The 17222-nt window shown below is 70.7% G+C and carries 15 protein-coding genes; 11 read left to right on the top strand and 4 right to left on the bottom strand.

The annotated features are described in order from the left end of the window. Positions 1 to 253: 253 nt before the first annotated feature. The 3 genes from J2S22_RS21500 to J2S22_RS21510 all read left to right on the top strand — a co-directional run bounded on the left by J2S22_RS21500 (position 254) and on the right by J2S22_RS21510 (position 2806). Positions 254 to 1255, top strand: coding sequence for a hypothetical protein (locus J2S22_RS21500; protein WP_272776705.1), 1002 nt, complete (start codon positions 254 to 256; stop codon positions 1253 to 1255). Positions 1256 to 1336: 81 nt separating this feature from the next. Next, positions 1337 to 1771: a DUF1489 family protein gene (locus J2S22_RS21505; protein ID WP_272776704.1), complete on the top strand. Its 435-nt coding sequence runs from the start codon at positions 1337 to 1339 to the stop codon at positions 1769 to 1771. Positions 1772 to 1993: 222 nt separating this feature from the next. Beyond that, positions 1994 to 2806, top strand: coding sequence for a hypothetical protein (locus tag J2S22_RS21510; protein ID WP_272776703.1), 813 nt, complete (start codon positions 1994 to 1996; stop codon positions 2804 to 2806). Here the strand turns inward: J2S22_RS21510 and panC are convergent. Continuing rightward, positions 2730 to 3581, bottom strand: a complete 852-nt coding sequence (panC, locus tag J2S22_RS21515; protein WP_272776702.1) for a pantoate--beta-alanine ligase — start codon at positions 3579 to 3581, stop codon at positions 2730 to 2732. The genes J2S22_RS21510 and panC overlap by 77 nt on opposite strands. Before the next feature lie 149 nt (positions 3582 to 3730). On the opposite strand from panC, the gene J2S22_RS21520 reads away from it, so the two are divergent. From J2S22_RS21520 to J2S22_RS21530, 3 genes are all read left to right on the top strand, one after another. Continuing rightward, a complete protein-coding gene (locus tag J2S22_RS21520; protein WP_272776701.1) occupies positions 3731 to 4738 on the top strand; it encodes a division plane positioning ATPase MipZ in 1008 nt (335 codons plus the stop codon). A 176-nt stretch (positions 4739 to 4914) separates the two neighbouring features. Continuing rightward, on the top strand, positions 4915 to 5679 hold the full coding sequence (locus J2S22_RS21525) for a vWA domain-containing protein (protein ID WP_272776700.1): 765 nt from the start codon (positions 4915 to 4917) through the stop codon (positions 5677 to 5679). Beyond that, the gene (locus tag J2S22_RS21530) at positions 5676 to 6377 is read left to right on the top strand and encodes a DnaJ domain-containing protein (RefSeq protein WP_272776699.1); all 702 of its coding nucleotides are present in this window, start codon (positions 5676 to 5678) and stop codon (positions 6375 to 6377) included. The genes J2S22_RS21525 and J2S22_RS21530 overlap by 4 nt, the downstream gene beginning before the upstream one ends. Positions 6378 to 6578: 201 nt before the next feature. On the opposite strand, the gene J2S22_RS21535 is transcribed toward J2S22_RS21530, so the two are convergent. Next, entirely contained in the window at positions 6579 to 8414 is a 1836-nt protein-coding gene (locus J2S22_RS21535; protein WP_272776698.1) for a D-alanyl-D-alanine carboxypeptidase, read from the bottom strand. Between the two features lie 356 nt (positions 8415 to 8770). On the opposite strand from J2S22_RS21535, the gene J2S22_RS21540 reads away from it, so the two are divergent. Continuing rightward, positions 8771 to 9130 carry a phasin family protein gene (locus J2S22_RS21540; RefSeq protein WP_272776697.1) on the top strand — a complete coding sequence of 120 codons (360 nt, stop codon included), beginning with the start codon at positions 8771 to 8773 and terminating at the stop codon, positions 9128 to 9130. 208 nt (positions 9131 to 9338) lie between these two features. On the opposite strand, the gene J2S22_RS21545 is transcribed toward J2S22_RS21540, so the two are convergent. Next, positions 9339 to 10628 (bottom strand): vWA domain-containing protein, encoded by a 1290-nt coding sequence (locus J2S22_RS21545; RefSeq protein ID WP_272776696.1) that lies wholly within the window; start codon positions 10626 to 10628, stop codon positions 9339 to 9341. Between the two features lie 433 nt (positions 10629 to 11061). Next, entirely contained in the window at positions 11062 to 12342 is a 1281-nt protein-coding gene (locus tag J2S22_RS21550; RefSeq protein ID WP_272776695.1) for a vWA domain-containing protein, read from the bottom strand. A 465-nt stretch (positions 12343 to 12807) separates the two neighbouring features. Here J2S22_RS21550 and clpS point away from each other — a divergent pair, with 465 nt between their 5' ends. The 4 genes from clpS to J2S22_RS21570 all read left to right on the top strand — a co-directional run bounded on the left by clpS (position 12808) and on the right by J2S22_RS21570 (position 17166). Beyond that, positions 12808 to 13209: an ATP-dependent Clp protease adapter ClpS gene (gene clpS, locus J2S22_RS21555; RefSeq protein ID WP_370878234.1), complete on the top strand. Its 402-nt coding sequence runs from the start codon at positions 12808 to 12810 to the stop codon at positions 13207 to 13209. Between the two features lie 67 nt (positions 13210 to 13276). Then, positions 13277 to 15757, top strand: coding sequence for an ATP-dependent Clp protease ATP-binding subunit ClpA (gene clpA / locus J2S22_RS21560; RefSeq protein ID WP_272776694.1), 2481 nt, complete (start codon positions 13277 to 13279; stop codon positions 15755 to 15757). 339 nt (positions 15758 to 16096) lie between these two features. After that, positions 16097 to 16834: an AzlC family ABC transporter permease gene (locus J2S22_RS21565; protein WP_272776693.1), complete on the top strand. Its 738-nt coding sequence runs from the start codon at positions 16097 to 16099 to the stop codon at positions 16832 to 16834. Then, a complete protein-coding gene (locus J2S22_RS21570) occupies positions 16831 to 17166 on the top strand; it encodes an AzlD domain-containing protein (protein ID WP_272776692.1) in 336 nt (111 codons plus the stop codon). Before J2S22_RS21565 ends, J2S22_RS21570 begins: the two co-directional genes overlap by 4 nt. Positions 17167 to 17222 lie beyond the last annotated feature (56 nt).

Below are 17222 nucleotides of genomic sequence, written 5' to 3' on the forward strand. Positions count from 1 at the left end.
GGTCCACCCCCACGGCGCCGGGGGCGGCCCCCCCCCCCCCCCCGCCGGGGGGGGGGGGGCGCGGCGGGGGGGGCGGCGGCCCCCCCCCCCCCCCCCCGCCGCAATGCGGCATAAAATCGACAACTTTGCGGTTCGAAACCGGGATCGTCGCGTTTCGCGCGCCGGGCCCGGCGCGCGTCCGGTACGCCGCGGACCGCATGTGCCGCGGACCGCGTGCGCCATGTCCCATTCGGGCGTGCGCCGGGGAGGGAAGATGCTGGGATTCGATCCGGCCGGCGGAACGGCCTCGCTGCCCGTGTGGGCGGCCGGCGCGGTGGCTGCGGTCGCCGTGGTGGCCGCGGTGGCGGCCTGGCGGCGCAGCGGTGCCGGTGCGCTGGTGGCCGGGATCGCCGCCCTGACGGTCGCGGCCCTCGCCGCCATGGCGGCCGTGACGGCCGGCAGCATCGTGCACGAGCGGGTGCTGGAACGCCGGGCGCTGGAGAGCCGCGTCGCCGATCTCGCGGCGCGCGCCTTCGTGCCGGGCTCGCCGCTCGCCTGCCTGGACGGGCTCGCGGGGACGCCCGGCGAGGCCGCCTGCGAGGCGGCGCTGTTCGGCCGGCCCGAGCAGGCCGCGGCGGCGGTCGCCTATGTGGCGGCCCAGCTCGACCTCGTGATGGCCGCGGCTCCGGTAGCGGCCGGCGACCGCGCCGCCGCCCGCACGCTGGCGCCGCTCAAGCGGTCGCTCGCGGCCGACCGGTTCGGCCTCGTCGCCCATGTGCTGGCGGTGCGGGCGGGCTGCTCGCCGGAGGTGTGCGCTCCGCTGGCCCTGCTCGACGATCCCGACCGGGTGCGCGCGCATCTGCGCGAGCGCCCGTTCGATCTCGTTCTCGCCCGCCACGCCGCCGGCTGGCCGGCGGGCGGCGGAGCCGGTGACGAGGGCGGCGCCGCGACCGGCGCCACCGGGCCGGGGCTCGCCGGGACGTCGGCCGCCGGCAGCGCGGGCGCCTCGGGGCCGGGTTCGCCATCGGGGCCGAGCGGCCACCCGGTGTCGTCGCGCTACGACTTCCCGTCGGCCGCCTCGATCCCGCCGGTGAGCATCATGGCGCCGGAGCCGTCCACCCCGCCGCCGGCCGCCCCGCCGCGCGACCTGCCGGCCGCGGTGCCGGCCTCGCCCGGGTCGAAGCCGCAGGCTGCGCCGCCGGCCCGCCGGCCGCCGCCGGCGCGGTCCACCCAGCGCCACGCTCCGGCCGCTGGCGCGCCCGCCGGAGACGACTGACCGGCCGATCGCCGGCCGGTGTCCACAAGCGCGCCGGCAGGTCCGCTGGCCGGGCCGGGGGGAATGCGCTAGGACCGGCGCATGCCGCTTCACCTCCTCAAGCTCTGCGTCGGCTGCGACGGCATCGCCGATCTCGATGACTGGATCCGCGAGCGTCTCGCCAAGCGCCCGGCGGGCAGCCCGCGCGAGCATGTCCACGTCACCCGCATGGTCCCCAAGCGGGCCGACGAGCTGGTCGCCGGCGGCTCGCTCTACTGGGTGATCCGCGGCGAGATCGCCTGCCGCCAGGACCTGCTGCGCGTCGAGCCCTTCGTCGATCAGGAGGGGGTGGGGCGCTGCCGGCTGGTGCTGAAGCCGCAGGTGGTTCCGGTGGTGCCGCGCCCCTACCGGGCGTTCCAGGGCTGGCGCTATCTCGCCGCCGCCGAGGCGCCGCCCGATCTCGACCGTTCGGCCCCCGGCATGCTGGCGATGCCCGAGGAGATGCGGCGAGAGCTGCGGGCCCTGGGACTGCTCTGACGGTATTTCTTCCCGAACTTGTATTTCGGATGGAGGCCGAGCGCCAGCGCCCGGTCGAGCGGGGCATGATACCTTCGCGGGTACGTGAAATACTCTTCGAATTTGATCGGGACGACACGCCAACTCTTTTCCGTATCCAGTCATCTGCTGGAACATTCAGCCAAGCCGGGTCATGTGAGCCTACGTATTGTTCCTCGACTGTCCTCCGGCCCGGGATTGCCCATGTCGCATCGGAACGACCCGCCGCATACGCGGACCGCGGCCGAACGCCGCCACGACGTCCGCGTCGTGGTGAGCCTGCCGGGCCGCTACGTCCTCACGCGCCGGCGTGCCCTGGACGGCTCGAAGCCCGAGTTCGCCTGCCGGCTGGTCAACATCTCGCGGCACGGGATGGTGCTGGCCGGGCCGGTGATCGGCGCTCTCGAGGAGCCGGTCGCCGCCGGTTTCGACGAGTTCGGGAAGCTCGAGGGCAAGGTGCTGCGGCGGCTGTACGGCGGCTTTGCGATGAGCATCGTGGCCGATGCCGATCGGCTCGACCGGCTGGAGGCCAAGCTCGCCTGGCTCGACAAGCACCAGCGCGACGACACGCCCAATGCGCGCCAGCACAAGCGGATCGTGCCGGTGAACCCGCACTCCACGCTGATCCTCGCGGACGGGAGCGTGATGCCGTGCTTCGTCATCGACATGTCGGCCTCCGGCGTCGCCGTGTCGGCCGATCTGCGCCCGCCCATCGGGTCGTGTCGAGCAGCTGCTCATCAAGCCGCCGGCGCGGCCGCGCCCGGCCGCCTCCGACCTCGCCTTCCGCGAGATCGTGCTGATCGACGTCGAGGAGCCGCCGGCGAGCAGGCTTTGAGGAGGCCGGATCAGGCCTGTGGCCAGACGCACGGTGCCCGCGATACGCGGCCGGGAACCGGGACGGCGGCTTCGTCCGTCACGGCGCGCAGTGTCCCTTGGCGTTTCACACCGCCAGATTGTCGATCAGCCGCGTGGTGCCGAGCTTCGCCGCCACGAGCAGGCGGATCGGGCCGTCCTTGACGGACCTCACCGGCGCCAGCGTCTCGGCGTGGCGGGCCTCCAGATAGTCGACCGCGAAGCCGTCGCGGGCGAGCGCCTTGCGGCCGCTCTCCATCACCGCCTTGAGCGGCCGGCCGGCCGAGATCCGCGCGGCGCAGTCGGCGAGCACGCGATGCAGGGCCGGCGCGCGGGCGCGCTCCTCGGCCGACAGATACGCGTTGCGCGACGACAGCGCGAGCCCGTCCGGCTCGCGCACCGTCGGCACGCCGACGATCCGCACCCGCAGATCGAGGTCGGCGGCGAGCCGCGTGACCACCTTGAGCTGCTGATAGTCCTTCTGGCCGAACACCGCGATGTCGGGCCGCACCTGGCCGAACAGCTTGGCGACGACGGTGGCGACGCCGCCGAAGAAGTGCGGCCGGAACGCGTCCTCCAGGCCGGCGAGCGCCGGGCCTTCCGGCGACACCCGGGTGGCGAAGCCGTCCGGATACATCACCGCCGTGTCGGGCGCCCAGACGAGGTCGACGCCGGCCTCGGCGAGCGCCGCCACGTCGGCGGCGAGCCGGCGCGGATAGCTGGAGAAGTCCTCGGTCGGGGCGAACTGGGTCGGGTTGACGAAGACCGACACGACCACCCGCTCGGCCTTGCGGCGGGCCTGGCGCACCAGCGTCAGATGGCCGGCGTGCAGCGCCCCCATGGTCGGAACGAGCGCGACGCTCTCGCCCTCGGCGCGGAGATGCGCCAGGGCGCGGTCGAGAGCCTTGAGCGTGCGGGCGACGGGAAGACGGGTTTTCATGATCGCCGATCAGGGTTCGCGCGGGCGGTTCGCGGGCGCGGCCTCGGCGCCCGGCGGTCGTGATCTGTTCACGACTCCCGGTCGGCCGGAGAGATAACTTGACCCTGCCGGGCGATCAAAACAAAAATCCCCCCGGCACGGAGGCGTTTATGTGGTCTGATCCGGAACATCGGGAGTTGCGGCGGCGCGGGCCGATCTCGGCTCACGTGATCGTCGTCGGCAACGAGAAGGGCGGGTCCGGCAAGTCGACCACGGCCATGCATCTCGCCGTCGCGCTGATGAAGGCGGGCCAGCGGGTCGCCACCATCGACCTCGATTCGCGCCAGTCGACGCTCACCCATTACGTCGAGCGCCGCCGCCTGTGGGGCCACAAGATCAACCAGCCGCTCGACATCCCGCTGCACTTCTGTATCGCCCGCAGCGAGGGCGCGCGGGTCGACGAGAACGAGGCCGCCGAGTTCGGCCGCTTCGCCGACGCCATCACCGAGATCGAGCACCGTCACGACTTCCTGGTGATCGACACGCCGGGCGCCGACACGTTCCTGTCGCGGCTCGCCCATTCGATGGCCGACACGCTGGTGACGCCGCTCAACGATTCGTTCCTCGACTTCGACGTGCTCGCCGCCGTCGATCCGCAGACCTTCGAGATCACCGGGGCGAGCCACTATGCCGAGCTGGTGCGCGAGGCGCGCCGTCAGCGCCGCATCGTCGACGGCAAGGTGACCGACTGGGTGGTGGTGCGAAACCGCCTCTCGACGCTGGGCTCGCGCAACCGCAAGCTGGTCGCCGAGGGGCTCAACGTGCTGTCCGGCCGGTTCGGCTTCCGCTTCGTCGAGGGCTTCGCCGAGCGGGTGATCTACCGCGAGTTCTTCCCGCGCGGCCTCACCGCCATCGACGACATCGGCGAGCAGACGCTCGGCACCCGGCCGAGCCTGTCGCACGTGACGGCGCGGCTGGAGGTGCAGGGGCTGCTGTCGAGCCTGCGGCTGCCGCTCGACGACCGCGGCCGCAAGCGCGCCGAGGCGCGGGCCGAGTGGTTCATGAGCGCCTACCGGCCGCTCGACACCGACGATCTGCTCGACGACGGGCTCGGCGAGGAGAAGGGGCCCGTGACCCTGCCGCGGATGCCGGACCCGACCTCGCCGGTGACGCGCTGACGGTCCGCCGGCTGGCGACGGCAGGCCGACCGCCGGCCCCGACGCGGCGGCGTGTCGCCCCGAAAGGTCGGCCGCCGGCATTGCGTCCGGGCCGGTTCGCGGCCACTTCTAGGGCATGATCCGCCACAGGATTCCCGCTCCTTTCCGCCGCGGGTGCCGCAGCCACGGGTGTCGCGATGGCCAAGCCGCCTGAGCGCACCCCCGGCGACACCCCTCCGGTCGACCGCACCCAGGGCGACACCACACCCGCCACAGCCTCGTCGCGCGCCGAGATCGACGCCTTCGTGGCGCAGGTGCGGGCGCTCGGCGCCGCCCGCGAGCCGGGCGCCGCCGCCGGCCCGCGCGGCCGGCTGGTGTTCGCCCTCGACGCCACCATGAGCCGCCAGCCGACCTGGGACACGGCCTGCCGGCTGCAGGCCGACATGTTCGCCGAGACCGCGGCGATCGGCGGCCTCGACGTCCAGCTCGTCTATTTCCGCGGCCTGTCCGAGTGCCGCGCGTCGAAGTTCGTCTCCGACCCGCGGGCGCTGGGCGGCCTGATGGAGCGGATCGACTGCCGCGGCGGTCACACCCAGATCCGCAAGGTCCTGGCTCACGTCCGGCGCGAGACCGAGGCCGGCAAGGTGGCGGCGCTCGTCTATGTCGGCGACGCCATGGAGGAGCCGGTCGACGATCTGTGCGCCCGTGCCGGCGAGCTCGGCCTCGCCGGCGTCCCGTGCTTCATGTTCCAGGAGGGACACGACCCGGTTGCCGAGCAGGCCTTCCGCGAGATCGCCCGGTTGTCGGGCGGGGCGTGGTGCCGGTTCAGCTCCGGCTCGGCGCACGAGCTCGGGGAGCTGTTGCGGGCGGTCGCCGCCTATGCGAGCGGTGGCCGCCAGGCGCTGCACCGCCTCGTCGACCGGAACGCCTCGGCGGTGCGCCTGTTGGAGCAGCTTCGATGACGCTTCTGCTCGGTCTGGCCGTCCTGGTCATCCTGCTGGCGGCCGCCAAGGGCTTCGCCGGGGCCGACCCGCGCGGAGTGGCGAAGGGGGCCCGGATCGCCGGCGGCGTGGCGGCGCTCGGCGGCGCTGCCTTCCTGGTCGCCCGCGGCCAGATCGGCATCGGCCTGCCGCTCGGCCTCACCGGGCTGGGGCTGCTCGGCTGGCTGCCGTTCGGCGGCGCCACCTTCGGGCAGCGCACGCAGAAGACGCCGGGACAGGTGTCCCGGGTCCGCTCGACCTTCCTGGAGATGGAGCTCGATCACGACACCGGCGCGATGCGGGGCCGCGTCGTCGCCGGTCGGTTCGCCGGCGCCCCGCTCGACGGCCTCGACACGGCCACCCTGACGGGGCTGCTCGCCGACATGGACGAGGAGAGCCGGACCCTACTTGCAGCGTATCTGGACCGCCGCAGTCCCGGCTGGCGTGAACACGCGCAGGGTGGTTCGACAGCGGGGCAGGGCGGCGCTGCGAGTTCCGGCAAAATGACGGAACAGGAGGCCTATCAGATCCTTGGCCTTGAGCCGGGGGCGACTGCCGAGGACATCGGCCGGGCGCACCGCCTGCTCATGAAGAAACTGCATCCCGACCAGGGGGGGTCGACGTACCTCGCGGCCCGTGTGAACGAGGCCAAGGAGGTCCTGCTTCGCGGACATCGATAGAACTCCAACGCTTACGCAACGCGACTCGACGTGCACGCGCTCCGCGGCCGGACGGGCCGGAGAGCCAGGCCTCCAGAATCCCCTTTGCGGGTGGTATCGTTGCTCGACCGGCGTCCGCTCTGCCTCGAATCGGCTCCGCGGGCGCCGGCCTCCTGTCGATGGAAGTTTGTCCGCTATTTATTAAATGTCGGTTCGCGACCCTCAGTTCTTGATGGTCAGGCAGGCAAAATCATTGCGCTTGAGATACTTGCAGGCCGCCTCGGCGGAGTCCTTCTCGAACCCGGCGAAGCGGGCCCGGTAGAACGTCTTGTTGTCGCGGGTGACCGCCTCGGTGAAGGCGTCGGCATGGCCGAGCAGCGACTTGGCCTTGGCCTGGGCGGACGACAGGCGGTCGCGCGCCTCGCTCTCGGCCCCGAAGGCGCCGATCTGGATGATCCAGCCGCTGCGGGTCACCGGCTTGCGGGCCGGGTCGGCGGCGGGACGGCTGCTGCTGCTGGCGAGCGCGAAGGTGTTCTCTGTGTCGGCCGAGGCGACCGTGACCTCGGGGGCGGGCGCCGGCGCCGCGGCGGCCGGGGCCGGCGCAGCGGCCGGAGCCGGGGCGGCCGCGGCCTGGACCGGGGTCGGCACCTGACGGGCCGGCGCCGCCGCTTGGGCGGCGGCCGACGGGGTCGCGACCGCGACCTGGACCGGAGCGGCCGCGATCGCCGCGGCGGCGGCCGGACGGGCCGGCGCGGGCGCCGAAACGCGCGCCGGGGTCGGCGCCTGCAGGATGCGGGCGGCGGCGCGGGCGGCCGAGCGATCGTCCTGGGCCGGCACCACCGGCAGGTGGGCGAGCGGCGGCGTCAGCGAGGCGGTCTGCACGCCGGAGAGCTTCACCTTGATGGTCTTGACGGCGATCGGCTTGATCGGATCGGCGGCCGCGTGGGCCTTGGCCGGGTGGATCTTGCCCGGGGCCGGGCGGTCGATCTTGGCGGCGGCGACCGGGGCGCCCTTGGCCGGCATGGCCGGCGCGGCGGCCGCGGCGGTCGCCGGGGTGACCGGGACGCTGCCGGCCGAGGCGAGCATCATGCGCGGCGTCGCCGGCGTGGGCGTCGCCGCCGGTGCCGCGGCGGCGACCGGCACGTCGACGTCACGTGCCTCGGCGATCGGCGGCGCGGTGCGCCGGGTCGAGGCCTCGGCGATGTGCTTCTCGAGCAGGCTGCGCATGCGGGCGTCGCGGGCGCCGGCCGAGGCGCCGCCCAGCACCACCGCCACGAGGTGGCGGTTGTTGCGCTTCATCGACGAGACGAGGTTGAAGCCGGAGGCGCGGACATAGCCGGTCTTGATGCCGTCGACGCCCTGCACCGAGCCGAGCAGGCGGTTGTGGTTGCGGATCGTCTGGCCACGGAACGCGAAGGACGAGATCGAGAAGTAGCGGTAGTAGACCGGGAAGCGCTCCTGGATGGCGCGGCCGAGGATCGCCTGGTCGCGCGCCGAGGTGACCTGGCCGCTGTCGGGCAGGCCGGAGGCGTTGCGGTAGACGGTGCGGCTCATCCCGAGCGCCCGCGCCTTGCGGGTCATCAGCTTGGCGAAGTCGTCCTCGTCGCCGGCGATCGCCTCGGCGATCACCACGGCGGCGTCGTTGGCCGAGCGGGTGACGAGGCCGCGGATCGCCTCGTCGGCCGTGATCGTCTGTCCCGGCTTGAGGCCGAGCTTGGTGGGCGACTGGGCGGCCGCGTGGGCCGACACCTTGAGGGGCGTGTCGGCCTTGATCTTGCCCGCCTCCATCCGCTCGAAGAGCATGTAGAGGGTCATGATCTTGGTGAGCGAGGCGGGATGCCGGATGGCGTCCGGCTCGGCCGCATGGAGAACCTGGCCCGAATTGGCGTCGACCACGATGGCCGCGTAGGGCGGGCTGTAGCCGCCCCCGGACTTGGCGGCGCGCCGGCGCCCGCGGGCGTCGGCCGTGTCGACCACCAGGACGATCGCGGCGACGCCGGCGAGCAGGCCGACCGCGAGCGTGCGGAATCCACGCGTGTTCCCCAATGTCAGGAGCATTGTTTCCCCTCATCCACCGGTCGCGCTGGTCGGCGCCCGATGTGTCCCCGTGACGTCCTTGGCCGCCGGCCGTTTGCCAAACCTGCGGCGGCTCACGAGACCGTTACCGGCAAATTCGGGCGTCACCGAGACGATGCGCTCATCCAAGCTAGGAAGGGCGAGTTGCGAATTCGTTAACGAATCCTTTGATCGAACGGCAGAATTTGCCGGTTATGCTGCACTGCAAAAATTTCTCTTGTAAAATTGTGCGGTGCACACTACACTTTTGACGGTCACAGCGCCCGGATACGCGTTCACGTGGAGATCACGCAGCCGTGCGGGATGAGGCCGGAATAATGCAATCGGGAGACGTTCCAATGACCATCCGTCTCGACAACGTGCAGGGCTTCGGCAAGGACGGCATGGACGCGGCCATGAAGTCGTTCGGGGCCGTGTCGCAGAGCATGCAGGCCATCGCGGCCGAGACCGCCGACTACTCGAAGAAGACGTTCGAGCACGGCGCCGAGGTGCTGGAGAAGATTCTCGGCGCCAAGTCGCTCGACAAGGCGGTGGAGCTCCAGTCCGACTACCTGAAGGCGAGCTACGAGTCGTTCATCGCCCAGTCGAACAAGATGAGCGAGCTCTACGCCGATCTCGCCAAGGAGATCTACAAGCCGTTCGAAGGTCTGGTCGGCAAGTTCCCGGCCACCCCGTTCGCCGGTCAGACGGGCAGCTGAACGCTCCCCGCCGGGCCCGACCCGCGCCGCCGGCGCGGACGCGGCACGGCCGGTCGATCGCCGGACGGGCGCCTGGACCGGCGCCCGAGACCCCGGCCCAGAGAAAAGCCCGGCCGCGAGGCCGGGCTTTTCTGGTCTCGGGCGCTGCTCTCGCCCGAGCGCCGCTCGGTGGTCCGGGCGGTCCGCCGCGACGGCGGCCGCGCCGCCGTCACTTCGCCACGCGCAGCCGGGTGAGCTGGGTGCCGATGGTGTCGAAGGTGGTGATGATCTGGTTCGCCGAGGTCAGGTAGAAATAGTTGCTGCTGGAGCTGGCGCAGGACTGCAGGAGCGAGGCGCTGCCCTCCATGACCAGGATCGTGTAGATCGTGATGCCGGCGGCCTTGGCGGCCGTGCAGGCCGCCTTGGTGCGGGCGTCGATCTTCGAGGTCGTGCTGCTGAAGCGGTTCTGGGTGTTCTCGCCGTCGGTCAGCAGGATGATGACCTTCTGGTAGTCGTAGTTCGCGTCCTCGGCCGGCGCCGCCAGCGGCGAGCCCTGGGTCAGGGAGTGCCACGCCCACACCAGGCCGATGGTGATGTTGGTGTTGCCGACCGGAGTCATCTCGTCGATCTTGGTCTTCAGCGTCGTCCAGTCGTAGCTCAACGGCTTCAGCTCGACCGGGCAGGAGCTGTACTGCTCTGCCGGGAACAGGGTCGCGGCGGTGCCGATCACCGGCGCCGCGTTGCTGACGTCGTAGTCCTGGTCACGGTCGGTGATGCAGCCGTTCCAGGTGCTGTGATCGTTGGTTTCGTACTGGGTGCAACTGCCCCGCCTGTTCCAGGCGATGCAGGTCCGGTTGGCGCTGTCCCAGTCGGTCCACTTGACCCAGTTCTGGGTGTAGTTCGACGAGCCGCCGACATTCACGTCCTTGCTGAACGGAACGATCGAGACGTAGACGTCGCCGGCGTTGGTGGCGGACGCCTTGAGCTGGTCGATCAGGTTCTTGGCGGCGGTCTTGAGCGCCGTCATCTTGTTCGAGCCCGCCATCGAGCCGGTGTTGTCGAGGGCGAGCGCGACGCGCAGGCGGGTGTTGCCCCAGGCGGTCGTCGACGACGCCTTCAGGGTCAGGGTCGGGAAGCCGAGAAGGCCCATGAAGCGGGTCTGCATGACCGCCGTCGCGTCGACCACCAGGCTCGACACCGAGCTCTTGGTGTAGGTCGCGGTGACGCCCGTGATGTTCGCCTCCGGGTGGGTGATGAGGGCCCGGAAATAGGTGTCGGCCTCGGTCTGGATCTGGTCCGAGGTCTGGCTCGTCGCCGTCTTCGACACCGCGAGCGCCGCCGAATCCGCGGCCGCCTGCATGTTGGTGCGGATCGCGTTGGCGCGGCTGTAGTCGATCGCGGCGCCGACCAGGCCGAGCACCGGGATGAGTGTCAGCGCGAACAGGATTGCGACGTTGCCGTCCTCCGCTCCGCGGAACCTCGTCAGGAGCGATGACGCCTTGGAAGATTGGCTGCTCATGGTCTCGAACCCCACCGGATCGACACGCCCAGATCGCGCGTCCGGATCGGCACACCCGGTCCGGCGTCCCGATCGTTAGCGGTCGAGATCAAACCAATGCCTAATTTGAAACAAGAAAGCCGGCCCGATCGGGGGCTGGGGGCGGTTCCGGCCGAAACAGCGCGAAAGACGGTTTACGGCTCGTCACCGGGATCGCCGAAAACGGCCCTTGACAGCGCCGCGGAGCGCCGTGGAGCCGCGGTTCGGCCCGTTGCGGGTGCGTGGAGGTCCGACGGGAGCGTCGGGCCTCGGTCGGGGCCCGTGCGGGCGCCGAGGGGTGGGGCGGGTGGAGGAGGGCGCGCGGGACGAGGGGCGCGGGCCGATTCCGCCCCGCCGCAGGGAACGGCCGGCGGCCGGCGGCGCCCGGCGGCCGGGCGGCGGTAGCGCCGCCGGCTTACTTCGCCAGGCGCAGCTTGGAGAGCTGGGTGCCGATCGCGTCGAACGTGGTGACGAGCTGGTTCGCCGAGGTGAGATAGAAGTAGCGGCTCGAGTCGGTCGCGCAGGTCTGCAGCAGCGACGCGTTACCCTCCATCACCAGCACCGTGTAGAGCGTGATGCCGGCCGCCTTGACGTTGGCGCAGGCCTTCTCGGTGCGCGCGTCGACCGCGGTCGACTGGCTCGAGCCGTTGCCGTTCCAGCGGTTCTGGGTGTTGAGCCCGTCGGTGAGCAGGACGATGACGTCCTGGTACTCGTAATCCGGATCCTTGGCGGGGGCGGAGAGCGGTGCGCCGGTGGTCAGCGCGTGCCAGCCCCATACCAGGCCGATGGTGTTGTTGGTGCTGCCGTTCGGCGTCATCGCGTCGATCTTGGCGGTTAGCGCCGTCCAGTCGTTGCTCAGCGCCATCGCCGCGGTGGTGCAGTAGCCGTACTGCTCGGCCGGGAACTTGACGCTCGAATCGGGCGCCGTGTTGAGAACGTCCCAGTTCTGGTCGCGGTCCATGACGCAGCCGTTCCAGGTCGAGTGCGCCTTGGGCGTCCACTTGCCCCCGTTGGCCACGCAGCTCGACTGCTTGGTGTAGCTCGACTTGGTGCAGGTGCCGTTCAGCGTGTCCCAGATGGTGAAGTCCACCCAGTCCGGGATGGTCTCGCCCGGCTTGACGTTGACGTCCTTGCTGTAGGGGATGATCGCCACATAGACGTCTTCCGCCACCCGCGCCGCGTTCTGGAGCTGGGTGATCAGGCTCTTCGACGCGGTCTTGAGCGCCGTCATCTTGCCCGAGCTCGCCATCGAGCCGGTGTTGTCGAGCACCAGGGCGACGCGCAGGCGGGTGTTGCCCCAGACGGCGGTCGCGCTCGCCGCGACCGGCAGCTCCGAGAACCCCATCAGGCCCATGAAGGTGGTCTTGACCGTGCCGGTGCCGCTGATGACGAGCTGCGAGCCCTTGTTGCTCGTGTAGGAGCTCGTCAGCGCGATGTTCTGGACCTCCGGTCGTAGGAACACCGCATTGAACAGGGTCGTGGCCTTGCCCGTGATGGCGCCGGAGGCGAGCGTCTCGGTGTCCTTCGACAGGGCCAGGACGGTCGAATCCAGGGCGGACTGCATCGCGCTGCGGGCCGCCGCGGCGCGCGAATAGTCGACCGCGGCTCCCACCAGGCCGGTCAACGGAATGATCGACAGGGCGAACAGTGGCACGACGCTGGCGCGCCGGTCACGGATGAACCGCTGGAATGGCATCGCGCACCGCCAGGTTGGAGATTCCCCCCGCCATACTTGCCGGGCACCCATTCACGTTCGGTTCAACAGCTGCCGAATTTTCGCCGGTTTCCCTTCGTGTGCTGTTAACCAGGATCGGACCGTGCGTCGCTGCGTCGCCCAGATCGGCGGGGTGCTCCGCCGCGACCGGATCGTCGCACCCTGTCGTCGCACCCTGTCGTCGCCCCGGTCGCCGCGCCGTCTCGACCGGTTCGCCATGTCCGGCGTCGCGGGGGCGGCCGGGCCGGGCGTCCGGACGGGAGCCGCCGGTGCACCCGGTTCCCCTCCGCCCGGGGGGCCGAACCGGGGTGGACGGACGGTACGACCGGCTGGTGGCGAAGCGGGGCGTTGCTTATTATTTATGCTCCGGGGCCGCGCTGGGCTGCGGCATGCTCTTCGGTGCCCGTCCCGAACGGGGCCGGCCCCTTCCGTACCCGAAACGAGACCATGACGGCCTGCTCGAACGACTTTCTCCGCGATTCCGCGACCCGGTGCGCAGCGACGCCGCCGGAGGCGGCCAATGGCGACCGCAAGCGCCGCCAGGACCCCACGGGCCCGGGCACGGCGGTCATCACAAAGACGAAACCGCAGACCAAAAGACCGAACCTTTACCGGGTGTTGCTGCTTAACGACGACTACACCCCGATGGAGTTCGTCGTGCACGTGCTGGAGCGCTTCTTCAACAAGGACCGGGAGGCCGCGACCCGCATCATGCTCCACGTGCACCATCACGGCATCGGCGAGTGCGGAATCTTCACCTACGAGGTGGCCGAGACCAAGGTGACCCAGGTGATGGACTTCGCCCGCAAACACCAGCATCCTCTCCAGTGCATAATGGAGAAGAAGTGAACCGGCACCACAGGAACCAGGACGCCACAGACCGGGACGCGGCAGACCAGGACAGGACGAGACACTGATGCCCACCTTCTCGCGCAGCCTCGAGCAGTCGCTCCACCGGGCGCTCGCGCTGGCCAACGAACACCGCCACGAATACGCGACGCTCGAGCACCTGCTGCTCGCCCTGGTCGACGACCAGGACGCGGCTGCCGTGATGCGGGCGTGCAACGTCGACCTCGAGAAGCTGCGGCGCAACCTCGTCGCCTACATCGAGTCCGAGCTCGAGAACCTGGTCACCGACGGCACCGAGGATTCCAAGCCGACCGCCGGCTTCCAGCGCGTGATCCAGCGCGCCGTCATCCACGTGCAGTCCTCCGGCCGCGAGGAGGTGACGGGCGCCAACGTGCTCGTCGCGATCTTCGCGGAACGGGAGAGCCACGCGGCCTATTTCCTGCAAGAGCAGGAGATGACCCGCTACGACGCGGTCAACTACATCAGCCACGGGATCGCCAAGCGGCCGGGGCTCACCGAGGCGCGACCCGCGAGGGGGGCGTCGGAGGAGGATTCGGACGGCGCCAAGCCGAACGAGGACACCAAGAAGAAAGGTGACGCCTTGGAGGCTTACTGCGTCAATCTCAACAAGAAGGCGCGCGAGGGCAAGATCGACCCGCTGATCGGCCGCGACGGCGAGATCAGCCGCACGATCCAGGTGCTGTGCCGGCGCCAGAAGAACAACCCGCTGTTCGTCGGCGATCCCGGCGTCGGCAAGACCGCGATCGCCGAGGGCCTGGCGCGCCGCATCGTCCACGGCGAGGTGCCGGACGTGCTCAAGGGCGCGACAGTGTTCGCCCTCGACATGGGCACGCTGCTCGCCGGCACGCGCTACCGCGGCGACTTCGAGGAGCGCCTCAAGCAGGTGATCAAGGAGATCGAGGCGTATCCCAACGCCATCATGTTCATCGACGAGATCCACACGGTGATCGGCGCCGGCGCGACCTCGGGCGGTGCCATGGACGCGTCGAACCTGCTCAAGCCGGCGCTCGCCGCCGGCACGGTGCGCTGCATCGGCTCGACGACCTACAAGGAGTACCGCCAGTACTTCGAGAAGGACCGGGCTCTGGTGCGGCGCTTCCAGAAGATCGACGTCAACGAGCCGACGGTCGCCGACTCCATCGAGATCCTCAAGGGGCTGAAGCCGTACTTCGAGGACTACCACAAGCTCAAATACACCAACGAGGCGATCAAGGCGGCGGTCGAGCTGTCGGCCCGCTACATCCACGACCGCAAGCTGCCCGACAAGGCGATCGACGTGATCGACGAGTCGGGCGCGGCGCAGATGCTGCTGCCCGAGCACCGGCGCAAGAAGACGATCGGCATCAAGGAGATCGAGACCACCATCGCGACCATGGCACGGATCCCGCCGAAGACCGTGTCGAAGGACGACGCCGTGGTGCTGTCGAACCTCGAGGAGAACCTCAAGCGGGTCGTCTACGGCCAGGACAAGCCGATCGAGGCGCTCTCCGCGTCGATCAAGCTCGCCCGTGCCGGCCTGCGCGAGCCGGAGAAGCCGATCGGCTGCTACCTGTTCTCGGGCCCGACCGGCGTCGGCAAGACCGAGGTGGCCAAGCAGCTCGCGGCGACGCTCGGCGTCGAGCTGATCCGCTTCGACATGTCGGAGTACATGGAGCGGCACACGGTGTCGCGCCTGATCGGCGCACCGCCCGGCTATGTCGGCTTCGACCAGGGCGGCCTCCTGACCGACTCGGTCGACCAGCATCCGCACAGCGTGCTGCTGCTCGACGAGATCGAGAAGGCGCATCCGGACCTCTACAACGTGCTCCTGCAGATCATGGACCACGGCAAGCTGACCGACCACAACGGCAAGCAGGTCGACTTCCGCAACGTGATCCTGATCATGACCACGAACGCCGGCGCGGCGGACCTCGCCAAGGCGGCCTTCGGGTTCCACCGGCAGAAGCGCGAGGGCGACGACGCCGAGGCGATCAACCGGCTGTTCGCGCCCGAGTTCCGCAACCGGCTCGACGCCACCATCGCGTTCGGCCATCTCGACGAGTCGATCATCGCCAAGGTGGTGGAGAAGTTCGTCCTCCAGCTCGAGGCGCAGCTCGCCGACCGCGACGTCACCATCGAGCTCTCGGACGAGGCGTCGAACTGGCTGATCGTGCGCGGCTACGACCAGCAGATGGGGGCGCGGCCGATGGCCCGCGTCATCCAGGAGTACATCAAGAAGCCGCTCGCCGACGAGGTGCTGTTCGGCAAGCTGAAGAACGGCGGCCATGTTCGGGTGATCGTCACCAAGGACGAGGCGACCGGGGAGAAGCTCGGCTTCGAGTTCCTCGACGGGCCGATCACGCCGAAGCCCGAGAAGGTGCCGGCCCCGCCCAAGGCGCGCCGCAAGCGCGGCGGCGGAGGAGGCGGCGGCACCCGGCGAGCCAAGCCGTCCGGCCCCAAGGGGGAGGGCGGTCCGCCCTCCGGCGGCAACGGCTCCGGCCCGGGCGGCAAGGGCTCGGTGCCCAAGGTGCCGCTGGTCAAGGCCTGACCTCGCGCCGGCCGGCGACTCGTCCGGGCGCGAATGCTCCGGGGCGCGAATGCGAGACGAGACTGACCGACCGCCCCGGCTCGCCGGGGCGGTCGCGCGTTCAGGGGGGCGTTCGGGGCCGGGGTCGGGGGACTTGGTGGCGCGCCGGCGCGGCGCGCCGGAACGGTGGCGCCTGAACCCGTCAGCCATGTCTCCGAACGGGTGTCCGCCATGTCCTCGGACCGAACATGGGGCCGGCCCGCCCCGTCGCGTCCGGTTCGAGGCAGGCGTCGCCCGTCCGCATAGCCCGATGGCACGAAGCCGATTGCGCGGCGCCATCGGCTGTGGGACAGAGCCCCTATGGCTGAACACGAACAGGGGTCCGGCGGCTCGCCCGTGAAGGCGGGCTTCGTCGCAGGCTGGAGCGCCGGCAGCGTCTCGGTCTTCCAGCTCGTCCTGATCGGCACCTATATCAGCATCGGCGCGCTCGCCCACGATCTCGGCTTCCCGATCGCCTGGGTGGTGCTCTCGACCCTGATCGTGTGGGCGGCGCCCGCCCAGGTCATCATGATCTCGGCGCTGGCGGCCGGCGCGCCGCCCTTCGAGGTGGCGATCGCCGTGACGCTGACCGGCGTGCGGCTGCTGCCCATGGTGGTGGCGCTGCTGCCGATCCTGCGCACCCGCGCGTCGAGCTTCGCCGGCGTGCTGCTCGCCGCCCACTTCACGGCGGTGAGCATGTGGATGGAGTCGCTGCGCCTGGCGCCGCGCCGTCCGGTGGAAGAGCGCATCGCCTTCGCCAACGGCATCGGCACGGCGCTGATCGGCGGGGCGACCATCGCCACCGTGGCGGGCTACTATTTCGCCCGGGTGCTGCCGGAGCCGCTGGTCGCCGGGCTCTTGTTCCTCACCCCGATGTCGTTCCTGGTCTCGGTCGCCCGCGCCAGCAAGATGATCTCGGACCGCATCGCCGCCGTCGCCGGGCTGGTGCTCAGTCCGCTCCTGGTGGTGCTCGGGGTCGGCCTCGACCTGATGTGGACCGGGCTGATCGGCGGCACCGCCGCCTATCTGGTGCGGCGCGCCGTGAGGGCCCGGGCATGACCGAGCTGTGGCCGTACGTGCTGCTGGTGCTGGTCGGCTTCCTGCCGAACGAGGTGTGGCGCTGGCTCGGCGTGGTCTTCGCGCGCGGCCTCGACGAGACCTCCGAGGTGCTGGTCTGGGTGCGGGCGGTGGCGACCGCGATCCTCACCGGCGTCGTCGCCAAGATCGTCGTGTTCGCGCCCGGAGCGCTCGCCGGGGTGCCGCTGTGGGTGCGGCTCGGCGCCGCCGGAATCGGCTTCGCGGCGTTCCTGATCGCCCGCCAGTCGGTGTTCGCCGGGGTGGTCTCCGGAACGCTCGCCCTGATGGCGATCGATCTCCTCGTCGGCCGCTGAGCCCGGGGCGGGCTGCCGCGCTTCGCATCGCCACGCTTTCGTGCGACAGAGCAGGT

The sequence above is a fragment of the Rhodoplanes tepidamans genome, assembly GCF_030813915.1.
Classification (GTDB): domain Bacteria; phylum Pseudomonadota; class Alphaproteobacteria; order Rhizobiales; family Xanthobacteraceae; genus Rhodoplanes; species Rhodoplanes tepidamans.